14 protein-coding genes are annotated in these 23,965 nt (G+C 66.0%); 8 read left to right on the plus strand and 6 right to left on the minus strand.

Features of this window, described 5'->3' with window-relative positions:
• Both ML539_RS09605 and ML539_RS09610 read right to left on the minus strand, forming a co-directional pair.
• Positions 1-600: an indolepyruvate oxidoreductase subunit beta gene (locus ML539_RS09605; protein ID WP_243322845.1), complete on the minus strand. Its 600-nt coding sequence runs from the start codon at positions 598-600 to the stop codon at positions 1-3.
• A complete protein-coding gene (locus ML539_RS09610; RefSeq protein WP_243322846.1) occupies positions 597-2,258 on the minus strand; it encodes a thiamine pyrophosphate-dependent enzyme in 1,662 nt (553 codons plus the stop codon). Before ML539_RS09610 ends, ML539_RS09605 begins: the two co-directional genes overlap by 4 nt.
• A 529-nt stretch (positions 2,259-2,787) precedes the next feature.
• On the opposite strand from ML539_RS09610, the gene ML539_RS09615 reads away from it, so the two are divergent.
• The 8 genes from ML539_RS09615 (at position 2,788) to ML539_RS09650 (ending at position 15,455) form a co-directional block, all read left to right on the plus strand.
• Positions 2,788-4,143, plus strand: coding sequence for a hypothetical protein (locus tag ML539_RS09615; RefSeq protein ID WP_243322847.1), 1,356 nt, complete (start codon positions 2,788-2,790; stop codon positions 4,141-4,143).
• Complete coding sequence (locus ML539_RS09620; protein WP_243322848.1) at positions 4,143-4,616, plus strand: hypothetical protein; 474 nt, start codon at positions 4,143-4,145, stop codon at positions 4,614-4,616. Before ML539_RS09615 ends, ML539_RS09620 begins: the two co-directional genes overlap by 1 nt.
• 29 nt (positions 4,617-4,645) lie before the next feature.
• Positions 4,646-5,296: a hypothetical protein gene (locus tag ML539_RS09625; RefSeq protein WP_243322849.1), complete on the plus strand. Its 651-nt coding sequence runs from the start codon at positions 4,646-4,648 to the stop codon at positions 5,294-5,296.
• 85 nt (positions 5,297-5,381) lie between these two features.
• Positions 5,382-8,045 carry an OmcA/MtrC family decaheme c-type cytochrome gene (locus ML539_RS09630; protein WP_243322850.1) on the plus strand — a complete coding sequence of 888 codons (2,664 nt, stop codon included), beginning with the start codon at positions 5,382-5,384 and terminating at the stop codon, positions 8,043-8,045.
• A 169-nt stretch (positions 8,046-8,214) separates the two neighbouring features.
• On the plus strand, positions 8,215-8,622 hold the full coding sequence (locus ML539_RS09635; protein ID WP_243322851.1) for a helix-hairpin-helix domain-containing protein: 408 nt from the start codon (positions 8,215-8,217) through the stop codon (positions 8,620-8,622).
• 324 nt (positions 8,623-8,946) lie between these two features.
• Positions 8,947-11,622, plus strand: coding sequence for an OmcA/MtrC family decaheme c-type cytochrome (locus ML539_RS09640; protein ID WP_243322852.1), 2,676 nt, complete (start codon positions 8,947-8,949; stop codon positions 11,620-11,622).
• A 492-nt stretch (positions 11,623-12,114) separates the two neighbouring features.
• On the plus strand, positions 12,115-14,739 hold the full coding sequence (locus ML539_RS09645; RefSeq protein ID WP_243322853.1) for an OmcA/MtrC family decaheme c-type cytochrome: 2,625 nt from the start codon (positions 12,115-12,117) through the stop codon (positions 14,737-14,739).
• Positions 14,740-14,972: 233 nt separating this feature from the next.
• Complete coding sequence (locus ML539_RS09650) at positions 14,973-15,455, plus strand: Rrf2 family transcriptional regulator (protein ID WP_243322854.1); 483 nt, start codon at positions 14,973-14,975, stop codon at positions 15,453-15,455.
• A gap of 31 nt (positions 15,456-15,486) precedes the next feature.
• Here ML539_RS09650 and ML539_RS09655 read toward each other — a convergent pair whose 3' ends face one another.
• From ML539_RS09655 to gltA, 4 genes are all read right to left on the minus strand, one after another.
• Entirely contained in the window at positions 15,487-16,032 is a 546-nt protein-coding gene (locus tag ML539_RS09655; protein WP_243323611.1) for an Rrf2 family transcriptional regulator, read from the minus strand.
• Positions 16,033-16,172: 140 nt separating this feature from the next.
• Entirely contained in the window at positions 16,173-17,165 is a 993-nt protein-coding gene (locus ML539_RS09660; protein WP_243322855.1) for a dihydroorotate dehydrogenase-like protein, read from the minus strand.
• Positions 17,166-17,176: 11 nt separating this feature from the next.
• The gene (gene nifJ, locus ML539_RS09665; RefSeq protein WP_243322858.1) at positions 17,177-20,737 is read right to left on the minus strand and encodes a pyruvate:ferredoxin (flavodoxin) oxidoreductase; all 3,561 of its coding nucleotides are present in this window, start codon (positions 20,735-20,737) and stop codon (positions 17,177-17,179) included.
• Between the two features lie 143 nt (positions 20,738-20,880).
• Positions 20,881-23,658: an NADPH-dependent glutamate synthase gene (gene gltA, locus ML539_RS09670; protein WP_243322860.1), complete on the minus strand. Its 2,778-nt coding sequence runs from the start codon at positions 23,656-23,658 to the stop codon at positions 20,881-20,883.
• Positions 23,659-23,965 lie beyond the last annotated feature (307 nt).

The following is a 23,965-nucleotide window of genomic DNA, read 5'->3' on the forward strand; positions in this document are numbered from 1 at the left end:
TCAGGCTCCTACGGGGTCGTGGATCAGGCCGCGTCCGGCCTCGAAGGCCTCGAGGTTCTTCTCGGTGACGCGGGCGCCCTTGGTCTCGAAGCGCTGGGCGATGACCTCGCGCCATGTGTCGTCCTCGATGGGCAGGAAGCGGGAGGCCATGCCCAGCAGGGCCATGCCTCCGGCCTGGCGGTGGTTGAGGCGCCGGGCCAGGTCCTCGGTGTCGACGAGGTGGGCGCCGCGCACGGCCTTGAGAGCCGCATAGACGTCGTCCAGGGGCGGGTAGCCCGCCATGTCCATCTGGGGCTCCTCCGAGACGACCAGGTGCCCGTCCATGCGCACCATGGACACGTAGCGCAGGGCCTCCAGGGGTTCCAGGGCGATGAGCAGGTCCGCGCCGCCCTCGTCGAGGATGGGCGAGGTGAGGGGCACCTTCGAGTAGCAGACCTGGGCGTGGACGCTGCCGCCCCGCTGGCTCATGCCGTGGATCTCGGATTGCAAGGCGTGAAGGCCGCTGCGGCGCAGGGCCTCCAGCAGGATCTGCGCGAGGGAGAGCACGCCCTGGCCGCCGACGCCAGACAGGACGATGCCGTGAATGCGGGACTCGCTCATGGACGCACCTCCGCGCCGCAGCAGGCGGTTTCCTGCCGGGCCTTCTCCTCCCGGTCGTGTTCCTTCAGCACGCCCCGGCGGATGGACTGGATGCACTCGCGACGGAACACCACCACCGAAGGGCCGGGATGTCGCAGGGCCGCCACCATGGCGGCCACGTTGGCCTCGTGCTGCTTGGGCACGGGCAGCAGCACCTGGAGCTGGTCGTCGGCGATGCCCATGCCGCGCACCATGCGCTCCACCTGGTCGAGGGCCTGGCTGGGCTGCTGGCCGGTCATGCCCACCACGCGGTTGTCGAGGATGACCACGGTGACGTTCACGCCCGCGTCCGCCGCCGTGAGCAGGGCCGGCAGGCCGCTGTGGCCGAAGGTGGAATCGCCGATGACGGCCACGGCCGGGGTCTGGCCTGCCAGGGCGGCGCCCACCGCCATGCTGATGCTGGCGCCCATCTCCACCACCGCGTGGATGGCGGCCATGGGTTCCTGGGCAGCCAGGGTGTAGCAGCCGATGTCCCCGAAGACGCGGGCATCCGGGGCGCCCACATTGGCCAGGGCCTGCTGCACGGCCCCGTAGGCGTCCACATGGCCGCACCCGTCGCAGAAGCGGGGGGCGCGCACGGGCAGGTCCAGGCTGATGGCCGCCTTCCCGGTGGGCGGCTCCAGGTCCAGGGCTCTCTTCAAGAGGCGGGGGGACAGCTCCCCGGTCCGGGGCAGGGCGCCATCCAGGCGGCCCCGGACAGCGGCCGTGCCGCGAAGGCCCAGGCGCTCCTCCAGCACCGGGTAGTCCTCCTCGAAGACCACGACCTCGTCCACCTGGCTCAGGAAGGCCTGTTCCAGGGCGGGGTCCACGGGATAGGCGGCGATCTCCAGGCGGGGCAGGGCGGAGAGCCCGGGGTTCTCGTGCAGCAGCTGGCCGAAGTAGGCCCGTCCCATGCCGGCCAGGGCCACGCCACGACGGACGGTACCGGGAACGAGGCGGTTGAGGGGAGTGGTCTCGGCCATGAGGCGGGGCTGCTTGTCGAGCAGGTCCACATAGCGGCGGCGGGCGTTGGAGGGGATGAGCACCCAGTCCTGGATGGTGGATTCAGGCGCCAGGCCGAGGGTGGCGGGCGGCTGGGTGGCCCGGCGGGCCAGGGTGGCCCGGCAGTGGGCCAGGCGCGTGACGATGCGGAGCATCACGGGCACCTGGAGGGTTTCGGACAGCTCGAAGGCCCGGAACGTGAAGTCGTAACACTCCTGGACGGTGGAAGGTTCGAGGCAGGGCAGCCAGGCGAATTCGGCCAGGCGGCGGCTGTCCTGCTCGTTCTGGCTGCTGTGCATGCCCGGGTCGTCGGCCACCAGGAGGACCAGGCCGCCCCGGACGCCCGTGAGGGCCGAGTTGGCGAAAGCGTCCATGGCCACGTTCAGGCCCACATGCTTCATGGTCACCAGAGCGCGGTGCCCGGTGTAGCTCAGGCCCAGGGCCAGGTCGTAGGCCACCTTCTCATTGGCCGCCCACTGGGCCACCCGGCCGTCCCGGGCGCCATGGATGAGCAGCTCGACGGCCTCGAAGCCCTCTGTGGATGGCGTGCCCGGGTAACCGAACGCGCCCTTGATGCCGGCATCGAAGGCGGCGCATCCCACCGCCTCCACCCCCAGCGCGAGGGTGCTCTGTGTCATTGAAAACCTCCAACCTTTTCCAAGCCGGAAGTATGCAGAGTCGCGCCAGTGCCCGGGGTCACAGGGAGCGTGGTCCGACCAGAGGAAGCAGACCGGATGTCCGGGAGCGGACACTTGGCCCCGTATTCCGCGAACCTGGGGTTCCCATGCCAGAAATCCGGCCTCGAAGGCGGGAACCTTCACCCAGTGGCAAAGGTCACAAGTTTGTCCCAGCAGGGGGATATTCTTGAGGCGTGAATGTTTTTTACAATTTTTTTTTGTTCATGGTGTCGAAACAAACAACAATAAAATCATATTTTAGGATTAAATTGTTGTAGTTATAAACCAAATAAAATAATCATGTAGTCATTAAAGAATTGAACATTTTCACCCTTGAGGTCGCCAGAGTGAGGGCTATAGTTTTGTTTCTGACGCCAGGATCAGCTTTTATGGCGCCGAGGCCCGCGCTGGCAGGCCTTTCGACTGACTCAGGCTCTGCTCCTTCTGCCATTCCACCCCGGTCCATTCACGCCACCGCATGAGGCGAATCATGAAGCCACGAACCCAAGTGGTCCTGCTTGCCACCCTGATGTCTGCCACGGCCTGGGGCCAGGAGGTGAGCCTCTACGGCACCACCATGGCCCAGATGTGGAAGCAGGAGACGCCGGGCTTTGACAAGGCCACCTTCACCCCGGCCACCCAGTACCTGGGTATTGATGCCACCAAGCTGGGCATGGACAACCTGTCCCTGCACCTCTTCGGCTGGGGCCGGACGGATCTCCGTGACGCCAGCAACTTCGACGGTTCGAAGTCCGGCGGCTACCTGAACTACGGCTACCTCCAGTACCGCTTCGACCAGGCGAACGCCGAGATCAAGGCCGGGCGCTTCACCACCAACCAGGCCACCGGCTTCGAGCAGGTGGACGGTGTCAGCGTCCGGACCGACCTGCGGGGTGGCTTCACCCTGTCGGCCTTCGGCGGGAAGCCCGTCTACTACAAGACGGTGGATCCCCGGAACCAGTCGGACTACGAGTACCAGCGGGACTTCATCTTCGGCACCCGCCTCGGCTGGCGCGTCGCCCAGACCGCCGAGGTCGGCGTCTCCTACCTCCAGGATGGATCGAAGGCCGCCAAGGATCTCGACATCCCGTCCCCGACCGATTACACCCGCAAAATGCTGGGCGCTGATGTCCACTTCGGCGCCGGCTCCCTCCTGGACTTCCGCGGGCGGACGGTGTTCAACGTCGCCAACGAGAGGACCAACCTCGCCGAGCACGACTACACCGCCACCGTGAAGCTGGGCAGCCAGGTCACCATGACCGGCAACTATGCCGAGCGGGATTTCGTCAACTACTTCGCCGGGACGAACCTGCCCTCCCTCTTCCGCCAGGACGAGAACGACCTGTTCCGCGGCTTCGGAGGCAGCATCACCTGGAACGCCCCCACGGGCGTCCAGCTGGTGGCCGACTACCGCCATATGCACCGCGAGACCTTCGGCGACGTGAACCGCGCCGGCGGCGAGTTCCGTTGGTCCACCAGCGAGCGGACCTTCCTCGGCGGCATCGGCGCCCACTGGGTGAACGCCGCCAACACCAAGTTCGTGGATCCCGCCACCCCCTACCGGAGCCTGAGCCACAAGGAGGCCCGCATCTGGGGCATGGTCAACCGGGGCAAGCTCTCCGCCAGCCTGGACGGCATTCTCCAGCGCTACGAGAACGATAATCCCTACCTCGTCGGAATCCGGAACCTGTATGAGGTGGTGGGCTCGCTCGGGTACCAGGCCACCTCGAACGTGAAGGTGTCCGGCGATGTCAGCTACGGCAGCACCGCCGTCGCCAAGCACGAGACCCGCGGCCTGCTGCGGGCCGAGTACCGCTTCGGCTTTGCCAAGAAGGGAGGCCGCTAATGGCCCGGAAGACCGTATTCCAGATCATCGGCATCGCCCTGGGGCTCGGCGTCCTGATGGCATGCAGCCTCATCTCGCCCGAGGCGAGCTTCGCGGCGACCCACCCCCAGGAACTGGGCGCGGGCCGTCCCATCTGCTCCGAGTGCCACAGCAACGATGTGGCCAAGGGCGCGCAGAAGCCCTTCGCCGCCTTCGATCACACGCCCACCTTCGTGAAGGACCACCGCTTCCAGGCCAACCAGGATTCCAACACCTGCGCCGCCTGCCATGCCCAGTCCTTCTGCACAGATTGCCACGGCGGCAAGGTGCCCATGAAGCCCGCTACCCGCTTCAGCGACCGGCCTGACCTGCAGTCGCCGCACCGAGGCGACTTCATGACCCAGCACCGCATCGAAGGAAAGATGGATCCGTCGAGCTGCTACGCCTGCCACGGCCGAGCCAACAACGACAAGTGCGCAGCCTGCCACCGGTAGTGATCCGCATCGCGTCCAAGGGGAACACCATGAGCCGAATGAAACTGATGGCCGGAAGCTGCTTCGCGCTGGCCCTCGCGCTCCTCGCCTGGGGCTGCGCCGGGACCGCGAGCAAGGCCGCTCCGTTCAATCCCACCACCGGGCAGCACCCCGCGAACTGGATCCAGGTCCACTACGCGGAATATGTGAAGGCCCCGGACCAGTGCCGAAGCTGCCACGGATCGACCTCCGATCCCGCCCAGGCCGGCGGCATCTCCAAGGTGAGCTGCTTCAGCTGCCACACCAGCGTGGATCATCCCGCCGGATGGGCCGACCCCAGCCAGCACGGACGCCTCGGGGCCCAGGCCGTTCCGGCCGTGACCCAGCTGGCCGGTGGGGCGGTGGTCGATGGCGCCGGCTTCGCCTACTGCACGAAGTGCCACGGCCCCAACTACACCGATGGCCTCGCCGTCTCCTGCAAGTCCTGCCACACCAAGGCACCGCACCCCGATGCGCCCTGGCGCGGTCCCACGTTTGTTTCGCCCAGCCATGTCAACACGAACAGCGGGAATGCCCCGGCGTGCGCCCAGTGCCATGCCAACGGCGCCAATTCCTCGCTGAAGCCCGTGACCCCGGCGCCCGCCGGCACCGCGCCCGGCTGCTTCAACAACACCCTGTGCCACGGCACGAGCTTCCAGTAAGGAGGTGCCTATCCAGCCATCTCTTTCAATGATCCATCCACCGCTCTCTCAACCGAAGTCCAACTCCCTCTAAGGAGAATGCAGCATGCAACACCGACCTCTGAAACAGCTCTGCGGAGCCGTCGCCGCGGCGGCCGTCGCCCTCATGGTGATCGGCTGTAACGGCAAGACCGGCTCCGCCGGCGCCAATGGCATCAATGGCACCAACGGCACCAACGGCACCAATGGCACCAACGGCACCAACGCCGTCATCACCGTCAATGCCGCTCAGCTCACCACTGCCGAGTGGGGCCAGCTCACCCTGGATGGCAACATCACCAGCGTGACCATGGGCGCCAAGCCCGTCGTGAACTTCACCGTCGTCGACGGCAAGGGCACGCCCGTCAGCGGCCTGGGCTTCACCAGCAAGTCCTCCACCGCCTTGGCCGCCAGTTACCCGAACTTCGGGTTCAGCATCGCCAAGCTGGTGCCTGGCACCAGCGGCAGCCCCAGCAAGTGGGTGAACTACATCGTCACCACGATGCCCACCACCACCACCGCTGCGGCCCCCGGCAGGCCCTCCACCGACAACACCGGCACCTTGGTGGACCACGGGGATGGTTCCTACACCTACACGTTCTACCGGGACATCACCGCCACCCAGGCCTTCCTGGACAACTACACCTTCGACGCCACGAAGAACCAGGTCCGCGATGATCTGGGCAACGTGAGCTACGAGCCGAACCTGGTGCACCGCGTCACCATCCAGATCGGCGGCAATGCCCGCGGCACCAGCACCAACACGCCCACCGGCGTCAACAGCGGCGTCACCGGCGTGCCCGTCCTGACCCCCGCCAACATCATCTCTGACTTCGTGCCTGCCACCGGCGCCGCCCCAGCGGCCACGGACGTGCAGCGCAACATCGTGGACACCTCGTCCTGCAACAAGTGCCACACCAAGTTCAACGGGTTCCATGGCAGCACCCGCATCAAGGCCGAGTACTGCGTGGTCTGCCACACCGACCAGCGCAAGTACGGCAACCCCGAAGCCGCCACCACGGCCACCGGCTACACCGGCAACACCAACAAGATCAATGGCCTGGCCGTCGGCGACTTCCCGGCCTTCATCCACCGCCTGCACATGGGCGAGGAACTCTCCAAGACGGGCTACCTCTACGCGGGTGTCCCCTTCAACGAGACCACCTACCCGCAGGACCTGCGGAACTGCTCCACCTGCCACACCGCGTCCATCGCTGCCACCCCCCAGGGTGATGCGTGGAACACCAACCCCAGCCGCATGGCCTGTGGCGCCTGCCACGACGCCATCGACTGGAACTCCGGCGCCAACCACGGCGGCGGCGCCCAGACCAGCGACCTGCAGTGCTCCGGCTGCCACGGCTCCGCGGGCATCAAGCTGAACCACATCCCCGTGTCGCCCCTGAACCCGGCCTTCGCCACCGGCGGCTACGTCAACGGCTCCTACCTGGCCGGCGATCGCAACAACCTGCCTCCGGGCGCCATCAAGATCGACTACGACCTGAAGAGCGTTACGCTGGACGCCACCCGGCACCCGGTGTTCACCTTCAAGTTCAAGCAGACCCTCAACGGCACGACCTCGGACGTGGTCTTCAACACCTACGCGGCCGGCACGGTCACCGAGATGATGGACAACTTCGTGGGCAGCCCCAGCGTCTACCTGGCCTTCGCGGTGCCGCAGGATGGCATCACCGCCCCGGCTGACGTGAACGCCACCGCTTCCGCCTACATCAAGAAGGTCTGGAACGGAACCGCCACCGGCACCGGCGTCGGCACCCTGACCGGCCCCGATGCCAGCGGCTACTACACGCTGACCATGACCGGCGTGGCGATTCCCGCCAACGCGGTGATGCTGCGCGGCGGTCTCGGCTACACCTACAACAAGAACAGCCAGCCCCTGACCCAGACCAACGTGCCGAACCTGGGCACCACCAGCTTCGCCTACGATCCCGTCACCATGTTGGGCGGCTTCAGCGTGCCCGCGCCCAACAAGTTCATGACGGTCACCGGCTTCTCTGCCCGCCGCAACATCGTGGACAGCGCGAAGTGCAACGATTGCCACAAGACTCTGGGCGTCTTCACCGCCTCCGCCTACCACGCGGGCGAGCGCAACAATGCCGAGTCCTGCCACTTCTGCCACAACCCCAACCAGACCAGCAGCGCCTGGAGCGCCAACGCCAGCACCTTCCTGCACGGCATTCACGGCGCCAGCAAGCGCACCGTGGCCTTCAACTGGCACGCCCCGTCCCCGACGGACACCTTCGCCAACGTGACCTACCCGGCGATCCTCAACAACTGCGAAGCCTGCCACGTTCCGGGCTCCTATGACTTCAGCAACAGCGCCAACGCTGCGGCCATCCCGAACATGCTCTTCAGCACCGTCGCCAAGGGCACCTACAACACGGATCCCACCACCAATCCCACGGGCTACTTCTCCATTTCGCCCTACGTGGATGGCACCACTGCGACCAACTACGGCACGGGCCCGAGCTACAGCGCCGCCACCGGCACGCTGACCCAGGACGTCGCCGGGACCAACCTCGTGATCTCCCCGATCACCGCGGCTTGCGCCTCCTGCCACGATTCCTCCGCGGCAGTCGCCCACTTCAAGGGCAACGGAGGCTCCTTCTACGACACCCGCGCCACCGCCCTGCTGAAGGTCGAGCAGTGCATGGTCTGCCACGGCTCCGGCCGCACGGCCGACATCAAGGCCGTCCACATGACCTTCAAGTGATGTCCCCCGCCGGGATGGGGCTCCGGCCCCATCCCGGCGACCTTTGAGCACCACCGAAAGGACCCGGACGCTTCTCGCTCCGGGTCCTTTCCCATTTCCCGCCCTCATGGCCGATTGACATGGCCGCCACCGCGGCCGGAGAATTCGGCCTTCGGTTCACGAGGTCCCCATGAAGCACCCTCTTCTGAAGTTGACCCTGGCCGCCATGGCCCTCCTCTCTCCCGCCCTTCAGGCTCGAGCCCAGGAGGAGACCGACCCGCCGCGAAAGGTCGAATCCAAGAGCGCCAAGGCCGCCAGGGAAGCCAAGACCAAGACCAATGCGGCCAAGGTCAAGGCCCGGGCCAAGGCCAAGGCCGAAGCCGAAGCAAAGGCCATCGACATCAACAGCGCCACCAAGGACCAGCTGAAGACCCTTCCTGGCATCACGGACGCCTATGCCGACAAGATCATCGCGGGCCGTCCCTACCTCTCCAAGGCCTTCCTGGTGACGAAGAACGTCCTGCCGAACGACCTCTTCCAGACCCTTCGGAAGCGCATTGTGGCCCGACAGCCCGGGGTGAAACCCCAGGCCCGCTAGACCCAGGCCTCACCGCCAGACCAGCCCCCGGGGAGGACCCGGGGGCTTTTTCGTGCCCGGACCTCCGAGCCCGATTCATTGTCATGGGCTGTGTGACAGAGGTCACAAGGTCGGTTGACTCTATAAATTACCGGAGGATCCTCATTGACGAAATCCTGATGGAGTAGCTGCTCAGGAGGTGTGTGCTCCTCATGCCACAGACCACCGGCCATGCACTGATCGTCGTCCTCCCCCACCCGGAGGATGGCGGGCGCCACCTGGCCCGCTAGCGCTCCTGGCACCTCGTCCCATCCACGCATCCGATTCACTCAAGGAGGATGAACCATGCAACACCGGCCCTTGAAACACCTCTGTGGCGCCATCGCGGCCACCACCCTGCTCCTGGCGCTGATCGCCTGCGACGGCAAGACCGGACCGGCCGGAGCGAACGGCGCCAACGGCATCAACGGCACCAATGGCACCAACGGCACCAATGGCTCCAACGGCACCAACGCCGTCATCACGGTGAACGCCGCGCAGCTCACCAGTGACCAGTGGGCGAAGCTATCTCTCAAGGGGTCCATCAATAGCGTCACCATGGGCGGCGCGCCTGTCGTGACCTTCACGATTACGGATGGCACGGGCACTCCGGTGAGCGGCCTGGCCGTCAAGAACGCGAGCGGGAACTACCCCAACTTCGGATTCAGCATCGCCAAGCTGATCCCCGCCGCGGCGGCCACGGGAACCCCCAGCCGCTGGGTGAACTACGTCGTCACAGAGACGCCCGCCGCCGGACAGACCGCCGTTCCCCACTTCGCGGAGCATGAGAACGACGGAACCCTAAAGGACAACCTCGACGGCACCTATACCTACACCTTCGCCTTGGACATCACCAAGGTCAAAGGCTACGTGGATGCGGCCACGGTCTACGATGCCACCCACCTCAAGGCTGACCTGGACGACCTGACCTACGACCCGACCCTCACCCACCGGCTGATCATCACGGCGGGCGGGAACCAGCCCGGCACCACGATCCAGACGCTGGATTCCGCCAACCTGGCCTACGACTTCATCCCCTCCACGGGCAAGGCCGTCACCGCCACGGATCCCCAGCGGGTGATTGCCGACCAGGCGGCCTGCAACAGCTGCCATACCAAGCTGTCCTTCCACGCCAACTACTTCCCGCCCATCCATGACGTCCTGCTGTGCGTGGTCTGCCACACCGAGCAGCACAAGTACGGCGCCACCGAATCCCTGCCCGCCACGGGCAACGTCCTTGTCCCCGGCGCCTACGGCATCTTCACCGCGCGACTCCAGGATCGCGCGTTGCCCAACTTCCCCAACATGATCCACAAGATCCACACGGGTGAGCTCCTCACCTACCAGGGCTACAACCAGTTCGGCACCCAGTACAACGAAGTGACCTACCCTCAGGACCTGCGGAACTGCACCAAGTGCCACAGCGCTTCCGCGGCTCCCCAGGGCGGCAACTGGGCCACCACCCCCAGCCGCCTGGCCTGCGGCGCCTGCCATGACGCCATCATCTGGGCCACCGGTGCCAACCATGCCGGCGGCGCCCAGATGAACGACCAGAACTGCGCCGGCTGCCACGGGGCCTCGCAGATGCAGGTCATCCACACCCCGCTGGTGGCCCCCAACAGCAACTGGGGCCCCGGAACCCACACCAACGGGTCGTACGTCGCGGACTACAAGGACATCCTGCCGGCCGGCGCTCACCAGATCACCTACGACCTGAAGAACGTCACCCTGAACAGCAGCGCCCAGCCGGTCTTCACCTTCCGCTTCCTCAAGGACGGCGCTCCGGTGGCATTCAACACCTACGCGGCCGGCGTCACCACGGAGCTCATGGACGGGTACGTGGGCAGCCCCAGTCTCTACCTGGCTTACGGTCTGCCGCAGGATGGCATCACAGCTCCGGCCGACTGGAACGCCACCACGAGTGCCTACCTGAAGAACATCTGGAACGGGACCCAGGCCACCAATACTTCTGGATCCTCGAGCGCCGGGACCTTGACCGGACCTGATGCGGACGGTTACTACACCGCCACCCTCACCGGCGTGATGATTCCCGCCAACGCCACGCAGATCACGGGAGGCATCGGCTACGTCTACAGCTACGGCACCCAGCCCCTGACCCAGATTGACCTGCCGGATGCCATCTTCGCCTACGATCCGGTCACGACCAAGGGCGGCCTGAGCGTTCCGGCGCCCAACGTCACGAAGCTGGTCAGCGGGACCCTGCCCGCCGGCTTCGCGGTCCAGAAGGCCCGCCGCTCCATCGTCTCCAATCAGAAGTGCAACGACTGCCACGCCTATCTGGGCGTGTTCACCGAGAAGGTCTATCACGCTGGCGAGCGCAACGATGCGCCGACCTGCACCTTCTGCCACAACGTGAACCGTGTGAACAGCGGCTGGGGCGTGAACATCAAGGATGCCGTCCACGCCATCCACGCGGCCGACAAGCGGGCCAACAAGTTCTCCTGGGAAGTCTCCGCGGGCGACTACTACTGGGAGGTCACCTACCCGGCCATCCTGAACAACTGCGAGGCTTGCCACGTGGCCGGCTCGTACGACTTCAGCAACAGCACCAACGCCGCCGCGCTGCCGAATCTCCTCTGGACCACCGTGGCCACCGGCACCACGCCCGCGACGATCAACTACGTCAAGGGTGACGGCACCGACGTCCTTCCGGGCACCTACTATTCGCCCTTCGTGACCGCGGCGACCACCTACGGCTCCGGCTACGCGTTCAATGTCAACGCCGGCAACACCGGTGCGAACTACACCAACGCGGCGTCCACGACGCTGGTGAGCTCGCCGATCACAGCGGCCTGCTCCAGCTGCCACGATTCCGCGGCGGAGATCGCCCACTTCCGGGGCAACGGCGGGGCCTTCTATGAACCCCGCGCCACGGCGCTCCTCAAGGTCGAGCAGTGCATGGTCTGTCACGGCCCCGGCCGCACGGCGGACATCAAGGCTGTCCACATGACGTTCAAGTGACATGAGGGGCCAGGCCCTCGGCTCTGGCCCGCCACTCCACCCCTTCCGGGACTCGGCGCCTTCAGGCTTCGGGTCCCGGTTTTCATCTGGTCGACCGGAAAAACCACGCGCCTGAGTCTCAGCGGAGAGTTGGGAAATCTGCTGCCGTGGAGGTCCTCTATGCATCTTATTGCTACATAGGAAGAGATCTATCGTTTCGATGTCCACCATTTGATTTTCCAAACAAGGATTCGGTGGTGACTCGAGTCACAAGGGCGGTTGACTCATTAAATTACCGTTAGATCATCATTGACGAATCCCTGACGGAACATTCCTACCGGGAGGTGTGTGGTGTCCATGTCACAGGCCATCGCCCGTGCGAGGCGCGCCCTTCCCGGAAGGCGTTCTCCAGTGCTCGTGCTCGCAGGAGGCGACGACTGCGCTGATACGACGGAATCCCTTTCCAACCCCTACCCCACAACGCAGCTCGACTCCCTGAAAGGAGCATGAAGCATGCAACAGAGACCTCTGAAACAGCTCTGCGGAGCCCTCGTGACGGCCGCGGCGCTTCTGACGCTGATCGCCTGCGACGGCAAGACCGGTCCTGCCGGCGCGAACGGCCTCAACGGCACGAACGGCACCAACGGCACGAACGGGACCAATGGCACCAACGGCACCAATGCCGTTCCGCTTGTCGATGTCGCCAAGCTGTCCCCTGAGCAGTGGGCCGCCCTCAAGCCGGTGGGCCAGATCACGGGCGTCACCATGGGCGCCGCTCCGGTGGTGAACTTCACGCTCACGGACGCCGCCGGCACGCCCATCGTGGGCCTCGGCGCCGTCACGTCGAAGAGCACCGTCCCCGATCGGAGTGGGAACCTCGCCACGCTGACCGGCTATCCCAACCTGGCCTTCGCCGTCGCGAAGCTGGTGCCTGAGGATGCCACCACCAAGGCTCCCAGCAAGTGGGTCAGTTACATCGTGACCTCCGTGCCGGTCATCAAGGCCTCCACCGGCGCCGCGATCGCGGCCGGCCCCACCACGCCAACCACCGACAACACCGGCACGCTGGTGGACAACGGCGACGGCACCTACAAGTACACCTTCTACCGTGACATCACCAAGACGCAGGCTGCCCTGGACGCGGCGACCTACACCGCTCCCAGCGTCAAGGCCGATCTGGGCGACGTGACCTATGCGCCCACGCTCGTCCATCGCATCACCCTGCAGTTCTCGGGTAACGCCCCCGGCACCGGCAGCAACACGCCTGATGGTGTGACGCTCACTCCGGGTGTCGCGTTGGAGAACCCCATCAACGTGATCTATGACTTCGTGCCTTCCACCGGCGCCGCTGTGGCGGCCGGCACGGACATCCGCGATGTCGTCTCCATCAACCGCTGCAACGAGTGCCATGGCAAGCTGGCCTTCCACGGCGGCGGCCGCGTCGAAGCCCGCTACTGCGTGGTCTGCCACACGGACCAGCGCAAGTTCGGCCGCGCTGAAGCCACCACCACGGCCACCGGCTACAGCGGCAGCACCTACAAGATCAACGGCAAGGCCGCTGGCGACTTCCCCACGATGGTGCACCAGATCCACATGGGCAAGGAGCTGACCAAGACCGGCTACAACTACGCGAACGTGCTCTACAACAACATCGGCTACTCCATCCTCGATGGCGGCCAGAAGATGTGCCTGAAGTGCCACTCGGCCGTGCCCCAGTCCACGAACTGGAACACCAAGCCGACCCGGCTGGCCTGTGGCTCCTGCCACGACCAGGTGGACTTCGCCACCGGTGTGAACCACATGCCCGGGACCAACGTCCCCCTGACCGACGACCAGGCCTGCACCATCTGCCACACGTCCGATGCGATCACGACCTACCACATGGCCAACAACGTGACGCCCAACAACCCGAGCATCCCCGCCGGGCTCAAGAACGTCACCTACGAGATCAAGTCCGCCGCGGCCACCGACACGACCGCGACCGTGGTCTTCAAGGTCAAGGTCGACGGCGCCGACGCGACCTTCCTGGCCCCCGCGGCCGGCATGGCCAACCCCCTGGATGGCTTCACGGGCTCCCCCAGCTTCCTGCTGGCCTACGCGCTGCCCCAGGACGGCGTGGCCGCCCCCGCCGATTACAACAACCTCGGCAGCGGCGCCTCCAACTTCCAGCCGATCAGCGTCTCCATCGCCAACCTGCTAGATCCCAACTACGCCGCCACCCGTGGGACGCTCGCCGGCCCCGACGCGGACGGCTACTACACCGCCAACCTGGTGGGCACGAAGATCTTCCCCGTCGGGGCGAAGATGCGTTCCGTGTCCCTGCAGGGTTACTTCACCCAGGTCATTTCCACGGGTAACGTGGCCCGCCACGCCATCTCGGTCATCAAGCCCGTGACCGGCGACACGGTCCGCCGCACCGTCATCGATTCCGCCAAGTGCGCCAAGTGCCACGAGTGGTTCGAGGGCCACGGCGGCAACCGCGTCTACGAGGTCCAGGTCTGCGTCCAGTGCCACGTTCCCGGCCTGACCACCAGCGGCCGCGGCATCTCCGACGCCGCGCTGAACGCCTATGCGTTCTCCACTTCCGACCAGGCCATCCTCACCGCCTGGCAGTTCGACAAGACCCTGCCGAACGCCGCCCTGGCGTTCCCGCAGGTCACCAACAACTTCAAGGACATGATCCACGGCCTGCACGCCGGGAAGGATCGCAACGACTCCATCAAGATCGCCCGCGATCGGACGCCGTCCGCGATCAACCTCATCGACGGGGCGAACATCGGCTTCCCTGGCATCCTGAACAACTGCCAGAGCTGCCACACCCCCACCGGCTACAGTGGCGTGCCCGCCAACGCCCTGGCCTCCCGCCAGGAAGCAGACAACGGCGTGTTCCTCAACGGCACCAACCGCGCGCCGGCGGACGCCAAGGCCGCGCTGGCCACCAACAACGCCAATGACCTGGTGACCACGCCCTTCACGGCCGCCTGTGTCAGCTGCCACGACAGCACCATCGCCAAGGCCCACATGAACCAGCAGGGCGGGCAGGTCCTGGTGCTCCGTAGCGGCCTCAACCTGGCCGGGGAATCCTGCGGCACCTGCCACGGCGCCGGCGCCACGTTCGATCCCGCCAAGGTGCACTAGACAGCCACCACAGCCTGGAAGGGACGGGTCTCCCGTCCCTTCCACCACCCATTCGACCCGGAATCCGCCAAGGATCCGGGTCGAATTCTTACGAAAGGGGCTGGGGTGGATCTGTGTTTTTTTACAATCTCCATCCAGATGGTGACGAAGATCACAAGGATGGTTGACTCGTTAGATTACCGACGGATCCTCATTGATGAGGCCTCAATACAACCCTCTTCATGGAGGTGCGTGTGCTCCCCTTGTCACAGACCACCGGTTACGCGCTGCGCGCCATGCGATGCCTCCAGGAGCCCGGTGGGCAACCGGTCCTGGTGGAATCCGTGGCGGACTACACCGGCATCCCGAGATCCTACCTCTCGAAGCTGGTCCACAAGCTGGCCAAGAAGGGCCTGGTGACCGCCCGTCGCGGCCATCACGGCGGCGTCGTCCTGGCCAAGCCCTCGGCTGAGATCACGCTGGAGGACCTTTCTGAAGCCATCGACGGCGTGGCCTGGCGCAAGCGCTGCCTGATGGGCCTGGCCGGGTGCACGGAGGAGACGCCCTGCGTGCTCCACGAGTACTGGAAGCAGACCCTGCAGGAGATCCTGGTGCGGCTGCGCTCCGTCACCCTGGCGGACATGGCCCGCCATCAGGATCCAGGCGTGGAACGCTTCCGCGCCGACCATGGCTTCCTGGCCACGGCAGAGGCGGAACGGAATCACGCTCCGGTCTGAAGACCCGGAGCGGATGATTCGGGGCGGGGGATCAGGCCTTCTTCGCGGTGGCCTTCGCGGCCGCGGGCTTCCGGGCCGGCGCCTTCGCCCCGGCCGGCTTGGCGGCCTTCCTGGGCTTGGGCTTGAGCTTCTTCTCGGGGAGCGCATCCGCCAGGCGCCAGGTGCGGCTCTGCTGTTCGAAGGCGCGGATCTCCTCCAGGGAGATGTCCTTCAGGCAGCGATGGATGTGGTCACGCTCGGACTTCCAGAAGGTGTGGGCGGGGCAGGCCCGCTCGTCGCTGCACTCCTTGAAGCCCAGCAGGCACTGATTGCGCCACTCGGAGCCGTCCACGGCCTCGGCGATGAGGTCCAGGGTGATCTCCTTGGCGGCCAGGGCCAGCACCACGCCGCCCTTGTTGCCGCGCTTGGCCAGCACCAGACCCACCTTCGCCAGCTTGTGGATCATCTTGGATAGGTAGGGCCGGGGGAAGCCTGTGCGGGCCGCCACGTCCACCACCAGCGTGGGCTTGCCGCCGGGATCCTCGAGGCAGCTCATGGCCAGGACTGCGTAACCGGAGGACTGGGACAGTGGGAGCATGGTCACCTACGCAGAAATGGAAGATGATTCGATCAAGAATGATAGACGATCTTCAGGTCAATCACATCCAAAGAGTGTGATTTCTTTCACAATGGCCAAGGCCCCCGGATCTCCGGGGGCCTTGTGGGTAAAAGAAGGCACTAGGCCTTCCATCCATTGAGAATCCGCATGTAGTTCGCGCGAGTGAAGGCCTGGGCGCTGGGGCACTTCTGGAGGCTCATGCTGCCGCGGGCCTGGGCCAGGGATTCGTACTCATGTTCGTCCAGCCACTCGTCCAGGGTGGCGCGCGACTGGGCCAGGCGCTCGGGGCCGTGGATGAGGAGGGCGGAGACCATCTGCACGGCGTCCGCGCCTGCCATGACGGCCTTGAGGGCGCCGATGCCGTCGTGGACACCGCCGGTCACCGCGAGGCTGCCCTTCACATGGCTGCGCAGCACGGCCAGCCAGCGAAGCCGCAGGAGCAGTTCCTCGGGGCTGGATAGCTGGAGGTTCGGCTCCGCGGTCAGCTCCTCCACATTGATGTCGGGCTGGAAGAAGCGGTTGAAGAGCACCAGTCCGTCGGCCCCCGCAGCCTCCACCTCGCCGGCGAAGTGGGCCAGGGAGGAGAAGAAGGGCGAGAGCTTCACGGCGACGGGGATCTTCACCTGGGACTTCACGACCCGGATCACGTCGAGGGTGCGCTTTTCCACCGCGGCGGCGGATTCCTTGGGATCCGTGGCCAGGTAGTAGACGTTCAGCTCCAGGGCGTCGGCGCCGGCCTGTTCCATGAGCTTGCTGTAGTGCAGCCAGCCCGCGGAGGTGGTGCCGTTCAGGGACGCGATGACCGGGACTGAGACTGCCGTCTTGATGCGGCGGATCTGCTCGAGGTACTTCTCGGGCCCAAGGCGGAAGTCGTCCGGCTGCGGGAAGTAGGACAGGGCCTCAGCGCTGGAGTGCGAGCTGAGCTGCATGTCCATGATGGTGCCCTCTTCCTCGCGGGTGATCTGCTCCTCGAAGAGCGAGTGCATCACGATGGCGGAGGCACCGGCATCTTCGAGGCGCTTGACCATGCCCATGTCGTCGACCATGGGCGAGGCGCCCGCCATCAACGGATGGGCCAGCTTGAGGCCGAGGTAGGTGGTGGAGAGGTTCATGGATTCCCCCTTCAGCTTTCCTTGCCTTTGATGGAGAGCTTCGCGAGCTGTTCATAGACCGAGAAGCGGTTGGTGGTGTCGTGCTGGGCCTGGGCGAGCAGCTTCTTGAAGTGCTCGGGATTCTGCTGCTCGATCATGCGGTAGCGGGTCTCGTTGCGCACGTACTGGCCGAGCTCGATCTTGGGCGCGCCGGAGTCCATCTGGAGCGGGGTCTCGCCCCTGTCCATGCGGCGGGGGTCGAAGCGGAACAGGGGCCAGTGGCCGGAATCCACGGCCATCTTCTGCTGGTCGGCGCCGTGGGCCAGGTCGTAGCCGTGGGCGATGCAGTGGCTGTAGGCCAGGATGAGGCTGGGTCCGTTGTAGGACTCGGCTTCCTGGAAGGCCTTCACGGTCTGCATGTCGCGGGAGCCGAAGGCCACCTTGGCCACGTAGATGCCGCCGTAGGTCATGGCGATCATGCCCAGGTCCTTCTTGGGCATGGCCTTGCCGGCCATGGCGAACTTGGCGCCGGCGCCCATGGGCGTGGACTTGGAGGCCTGGCCGCCCGTGTTGGAGTAGACCTCGGTGTCGAGCACGAGCACGTTCACGTTGCGGCCGGAGGCGAGGACGTGGTCGAGGCCGCCGTAGCCGATGTCATAGGCCCAGCCGTCGCCGCCCACGATCCAGACGCTCTTGTTGACCAGGTAGTCGGCCAGGTCGTAGAGCATCTTCGCTTCGTAATCCTTTAGGCCCGCCAGCTTCTGCTTGAGGGCTTCCACCCGCTCGCGCTGGGCCTTGATGCCGGCCTCGGTGGTCTGGTCGGCGGTGGCGATGCCGGCGATCAGCTCGTCGCCGAGCTGCGCGGCCAGGCGGTGCATCAGCTCCAGGGCGAACTCCTGGTGCTTGTCCACCGAGAGGCGCAGGCCCAGGCCGAACTCCGCGTTGTCCTCGAAGAGGCTGTTGGCCCAGGCGGGACCCCGGCCGTCCTTGTTGACGGTGTAGGGCGTGGTGGGCAGGTTGCCGCCGTAGATGCTGGAGCAGCCCGTGGCATTGGCGATGAGGGTGCGGTCGCCGAAGAGCTGGGTGAGGAGCTTGATGTAGGGGGTCTCGCCGCAGCCGGAGCAGGCGCCGGAGAACTCGAAGAGCGGCTCCAGGAACTGGGTGCCCTTCACGTCCAGCTTGACCGTGGTGCGGTCGGCCTCGGGCAGGTCGAGGAAGAACTGGAAGTTCGCCGCCTCGGGCTCGCGCAGCGGGGCCTGGGGCACCATGTCGATGGCCTTGTGCTTGGGGTTGCTCTTGTCCTTGGCGGGGCAGACCTCCACGCAGAGCGTGCAGCCCGTGCAGTCCTCGGGGGCCACCTGGATGGTGTACTTCTGGCCCTTGTACTCGGGGCCCTTGTAGTCCACGGCCTTGAAGGTGGCCGGCGCGCCGTCCAGCTCGGAGGGATCGTAGACCTTGGCGCGGATGGCGGCGTGGGGGCAGGCCATGGCGCACTTGTTGCACTGGATGCAGATGGAGGCGTCCCACTCGGGGATCTCCAGGGCGATGTTGCGCTTCTCCCACTTGGTGGTGCCCACGGGCCAGGTGCCGTCCACGGGGAAGGCGCTGACGGGCAGCAGGTCGCCCTTGCCCTCCATCATCACGGCGGTGACGCGCTTGACGAAGTCCGGGGCCTCGTCGGCCACCATGGGCGGGCGCTTGCGGGTGGCGGTGACCTTGCCCGGCACCGTCACCTGGTGCAGGTGGGCCAGGGTCTCGTCCACGGCCACGAAGTTCTTCTGGACGATGGCGTCGCCCTTCTTGCCGTAGGTCTTCTTGATGGCCTTCTTGATCTGCTCGATGGCCTCCTCGCGGGGCAGCACGCCGGAAATGGCGAAGAAGCAGGTCTGCATGATGGTGTTGATGCGCACGCCCATGCCGGTGTTCTTGGCCACTTCGTAGGCGTCGATCACGTAGAGCTTGAGGTTCTTCTCGACGATGGCCGACTGCACTTCAACGGGCAGGGTGTCCCAGACCGTCTCGGCGCTGTTCGGGGTGTTGAGCAGGAAAGTGGCGCCGGGGACAGCGGTCTCCAGCATTTCGTACTTGTCGAGGAAGCTGGTCTGGTGGCAGGCGATGAAGTTGGCCTTGGTCACCAGGTAGGCGCTCTTGATGGGGCGGGGCCCGAAGCGCAGGTGGCTGATGGTGATGGCGCCGGACTTCTTGGAGTCGTAGACGAAGTAGCCCTGGCCGAAGTTCGGGGTCTCCTCGGCGATGATCTTGATGGAGTTCTTGTTGGCGCCCACCGTGCCGTCGGCGCCCAGGCCGTAGAACAGGGCGCGGGTCACGTCGGCGGGTTCCACGTCGAAGTGGGCGTCGTAGGTCAGCGAGCTGTGGCTGATGTCGTCCATGATGCCGACGGTGAAGTGGTTCTTCGGCGCGTCCTTGGCCAGGTTCTCGAAGATGCCCTGGACCATGGCCGGCGTGAACTCCTTGGAGGACAGGCCGTAGCGGCCGCCCACGACGATGGGGTCGAGCTTGGTGTGCCCTTCCTCGCGGCCTTCGCGCAGGGCGGCGATCACATCCAGGTGCAGGGGGTCGGCGGGGGCGCCGGGTTCCTTGCAGCGGTCCAGGACGGCGATCTTCTTCACGGAGGGGGGCAGGGCGCGAACGAACTCGGGGATGGCGAAGGGCCTGAAGAGGCGGACCTTCAGCACGCCGACCTTCTCGCCCTGCTTCATGGCCCACTCGACGTACTCGTGGGTGACGTCGCAGCTCGAGCCCATGGTCACGATCACGCGCTCGGCCTCGGGGTGACCGAAGTAGTCATAGAGGCGGTACTGGCGGCCCGTGAGGGCGGCGAAGCGGTCCATCTCCTGCTGCACGATGGCCGGGAAGGCCGCGTAGTAGGGCGTGCAGGCCTCGCGGGCCTGGAAGAAGGTGTCGGGGTTCTGGGCGGTGCCGCGGATCATCGGGTGATCGGGCGTCAGGGCCATCTTGCGGAAGTTGGCCACCAGTTCGTCGGGCACCATGTGGCGCAGGTCCTCGTCGTTGAGGATCTCGATCTTGGCCACCTCATGGCTGGTGCGGAAGCCGTCGAAGAAGTGGAGGATGGGCACCCGGCTGCGCAGCGTGGCCGCGTGCGAGATGGCGGCGAAATCATGGGCCTGCTGGACGCTCTCGGAGCTGAGCATGGCGAAGCCGGTCTGGCGGCAGGCCATCACGTCCGAGTGGTCGCCGAAGATGCTCAGGGCGTGGGCGGCCAGGGTGCGGGCGGTGACGTGCATGCAGAAGGGCGTCAGCTCGCCGGCGATCTTGTACATGTTGGGGATCATCAGGAGCAGGCCCTGGGACGCCGTGAAGGTCGTCGTGAGGCTGCCGGCCTGGAGGGCCCCGTGCACGGCCCCGGCGGCGCCGCCTTCGGACTGCATCTCGATGACCGAGGGGATGGTCTTCCAGACGTTGGTCTTGCCCTGGGAGCTCCACTCGTCGGCCCACTCGCCCATGTTGGAGGAGGGCGTGATGGGGTAGATGGCGATGACTTCGCTGAGGCGATGGGCGACCGAGGCGGTGGCCTCGTTCCCATCCAGGGTCTTCATCAAGCGCTTGCTCATGGTTTCGCTCCTTCCGGCGTGCTTCTTCGGGGCGCTTCCGGGGATAGGTTTCAGGACAGGCAATCCAGAATCAGGACGGGCAACAAGGCAGGCCCATCATATCTGATGGATCGGTCAATATTCATCACAAGATGGTCCAGTGGTCAGACCGCAGCCTGGGGCTCCCCCATGAGCCGGCGGTGCATGGCCGCGGCGGCCCGGCGGCCCTGGCCCATGGCCAGGATGACCGTGGCGCCGCCCGTGATGACGTCACCGCCCGCGAACACGCCGGGCAGGGAAGTCTCGCCGGTTTCGTTGTCAACGACAACAACCCCGCCCTTGAGGGTCTTGAGGCCCTTGTCGGTCTGGGCAATGAGGGGGTTCACATCGAAGCCCAGGGCGACCACCAGGGTGTCGCAGGGGATCATGATGCGCTCGTCGGTCATCCTGGGGCTGCGGCGGCCGTCGGGGCCGGGCTCGCCCAGCTCCATGACCGCGCACTCGGCATGGGTCATCCAGCCCTTGTCGTTGCCGTGGAGCTGCACGGGCGTGCAGAGGAACTTGAACTCGACGCCCTCCTCCTGCGCGTGCTCCAGCTCCTCCTTGCGGGCGGTGGATTCCTTCACCGTGCGGCGGTAGACCACCGTGACCTTCTCGGCGCCCATGCGGCGGGCCGCGCGGGAGGCGTCCATGGCCGTGTTGCCCGCGCCCACGATGATGACGTTCTTGCCGACGGTCACCGGCGTGCCGTACTCGGGGAAGAGGTCCGCCCGCATGAGGTTGATGCGGGTGAGGAACTCGTTGGCGGTGTAGACGCCCTTGTACTCCTCGCCGGGGATGCCCATCATCTTGGGCAGGCCGGCGCCGGTGCCCATGAAGATGGCGTCGTGGTCCCTGCGCAGGTCATCGAGGGTCATGCTGCGGCCGACGAGGGTGTTCATGATGAACTTCACGCCCAGGCGGCGGAGGGTCCCCACTTCCTGGTCCACGATCTTGTTGGGCAGGCGGAACTCGGGGATGCCGTAGAGCATCACGCCGCCCGGCTTGTGGAGGGCGTCGTAGACCGTGACCTGGTGGCCCTTCTTGATGAGCTCGCCGGCGACCGTGAGACCCGCGGGGCCCGCGCCGATGACGGCCACCTTCTTGCCCGTGGGAGCCTCGACCGGGGGCAGCTCATCCGAGCCCAGCATGGAGTCGGAGGCGTAGCGCTCCAGGCGGCCGATGGAGACGGGCAGGCCCTTGATGCCCACCACGCACTTGATCTCGCACTGCTTCTCCTGCGGGCAGACGCGGCCGCAGACGGAACCCAGCGAGGAGCTCTCCTTGATGATGCGGGCGGCGCCCTGGGGATCCTCGTGGACGATCTCCATGAGGAAGGCGGGGATGTTGATGTTGACCGGGCAGCCCTCGATGCAGGCGGGGTGCTTGCACTGGATGCAGCGGGCGGCCTCGAGCCGGGCCTGTTCGGGCGAGAGGCCCAGGCTCACCTCGTCGAAGTTGCACACGCGCAGCTCCGGCGGCTGGCAGGCCATCTCCTGGCGGGGGATCTTCATCTTCTGGCTGGGCTTGATGGTGTTCAGGTCCAGGTTCTGCCAGTCCAGCTCGGTCACGGGCTCGTTCAGGTACTTGGAGTAGTCCACGGGTCCGGTGGCGGCCACGCGGCCGATCTTGCACTCGGAGGGATCGCAGGCGTCGTGCTCCTCCGACTTGTACCAGTCCTGGCGCATGCGGAGCATGTTGAAGTCCACCTGGTGGCCGTCGAAGTCGGGACCGTCGAAGCAGGCGAACTTGGTCTGGCCGCCCACGCTCACGCGGCAGCCACCGCACATGCCCGTGCCGTCCACCATGAGGGCGTTGAGGCTCACGAGCGTGAAGATGCCGTGGGGCTTCGTCAGGTCCGAAACGGCCCGCATCATGGGCAGGGGGCCCACGGCGACCACCTGGGCGACCTTCTCCCGGGCGATGATGTCCTTGAGGGCGTCGGTCACCAGCCCCTGGCGCCCCAGGGTGCCGTCGTCGGTGGTGACGATGAGCTCCGCGGAGGCGGCGCCCAGCTCGTCGGCCAGCAGCACGCGCTCCTTGCTGCGGCCGCCCAGGATGGTGATGACCCGGCGGCCCTGGACATGGAGCTCCTCGGCGGCGGGCAGGATGGCGGCGGAGCCGTAGCCGCCCGCCATCAGCACGATGGTGCCTTCCTCCACCAGCTCCGTCGGGGTGCCCATGGGGCCGGCCACGGCGAAGAGGCGATCGCCGGCGCTGAGCCTGCCCATGGCCTTCGTGGTGGCGCCCACCTCCTGCATGATGAAGTGGATGTAGCCCTTCTTCGCGTCGCCGCCGGCCAGGGTGAGGGGGATGCGCTCGCTTTCGGGGAAGGGGGCGACCATGAAGAACTGGCCCGGCTTCCGGCCGCGGGCCACCTGGGGGGCCTGCACGATGAAGGACCAGGTCTCGGGCGCGATGAGCTTCTTCTCGAGGATGAGGTAGCCGTCCTGGGTCTCCTCATCGGACCAGTACATGGACCTGCCCTTGAGGAGGGGCAGCATGAGCCGCTCTTCCATCTCGATGTGGTCGCGGACGAGGTCCACGAGCCGCTGCCCCTGCAGCGTGAGGGCCTGGGGCGCCCGGACCTGGCCGTCGTTGATCTCGGACAGCAGCTGGAGGGTCAGGTCCCACATCTGGCGGTGCTCGTCCTGGATGCGCTGCACCAGGGCCTCGGCCCCGAGCTCCTCCAGCAGGGGCAGCAGCTCGCGCTCCTCGGCCTCGTTGTGGGGCTTGAGCTCCTCATAGACCCACCGGGCCCCGAGGTCCACGCGCTTCCAGTCGCCGGCCCCGATGGCCTTGGCCATGTCAGTCAGCTGCTTCTGGGCTTCCTGGTGGGTGGCATGCCAGTGCGGCGCGGGCAGGTTCTCGGCGGTGATGAGCGGGCGGGCCGTGTCGGACATGGAAGCCTCCAGATCCGTTCAGCATGCGATGACCGCCCGGGGAATTCTGTGTCTAAAAACCTAATCGGGGACACTTGTGACTCATGCCACAGGGGCCTGGAATCATAAGGACTTAGCTAGAGTATCAAGCATTCTGTATGGATTATCTGGTTGTTAATATCCGGCCCTCTCCACCAGGCGGCCCCTGACCTCGGGTCAGCAACTGGCGGATCCGGAAGGGCTTCGGGAGAACACCCCCAGGCGGCGGAACAGCGGTGTCCTTTGGGATCTCCGCCTGGTCCCGGTTGTGGAGCGGCCGTGGAGCGGC

Source organism: Geothrix sp. SG200 (assembly GCF_022808935.1).
Classification (GTDB): Bacteria; Acidobacteriota; Holophagae; order Holophagales; family Holophagaceae; genus Geothrix; species Geothrix alkalitolerans.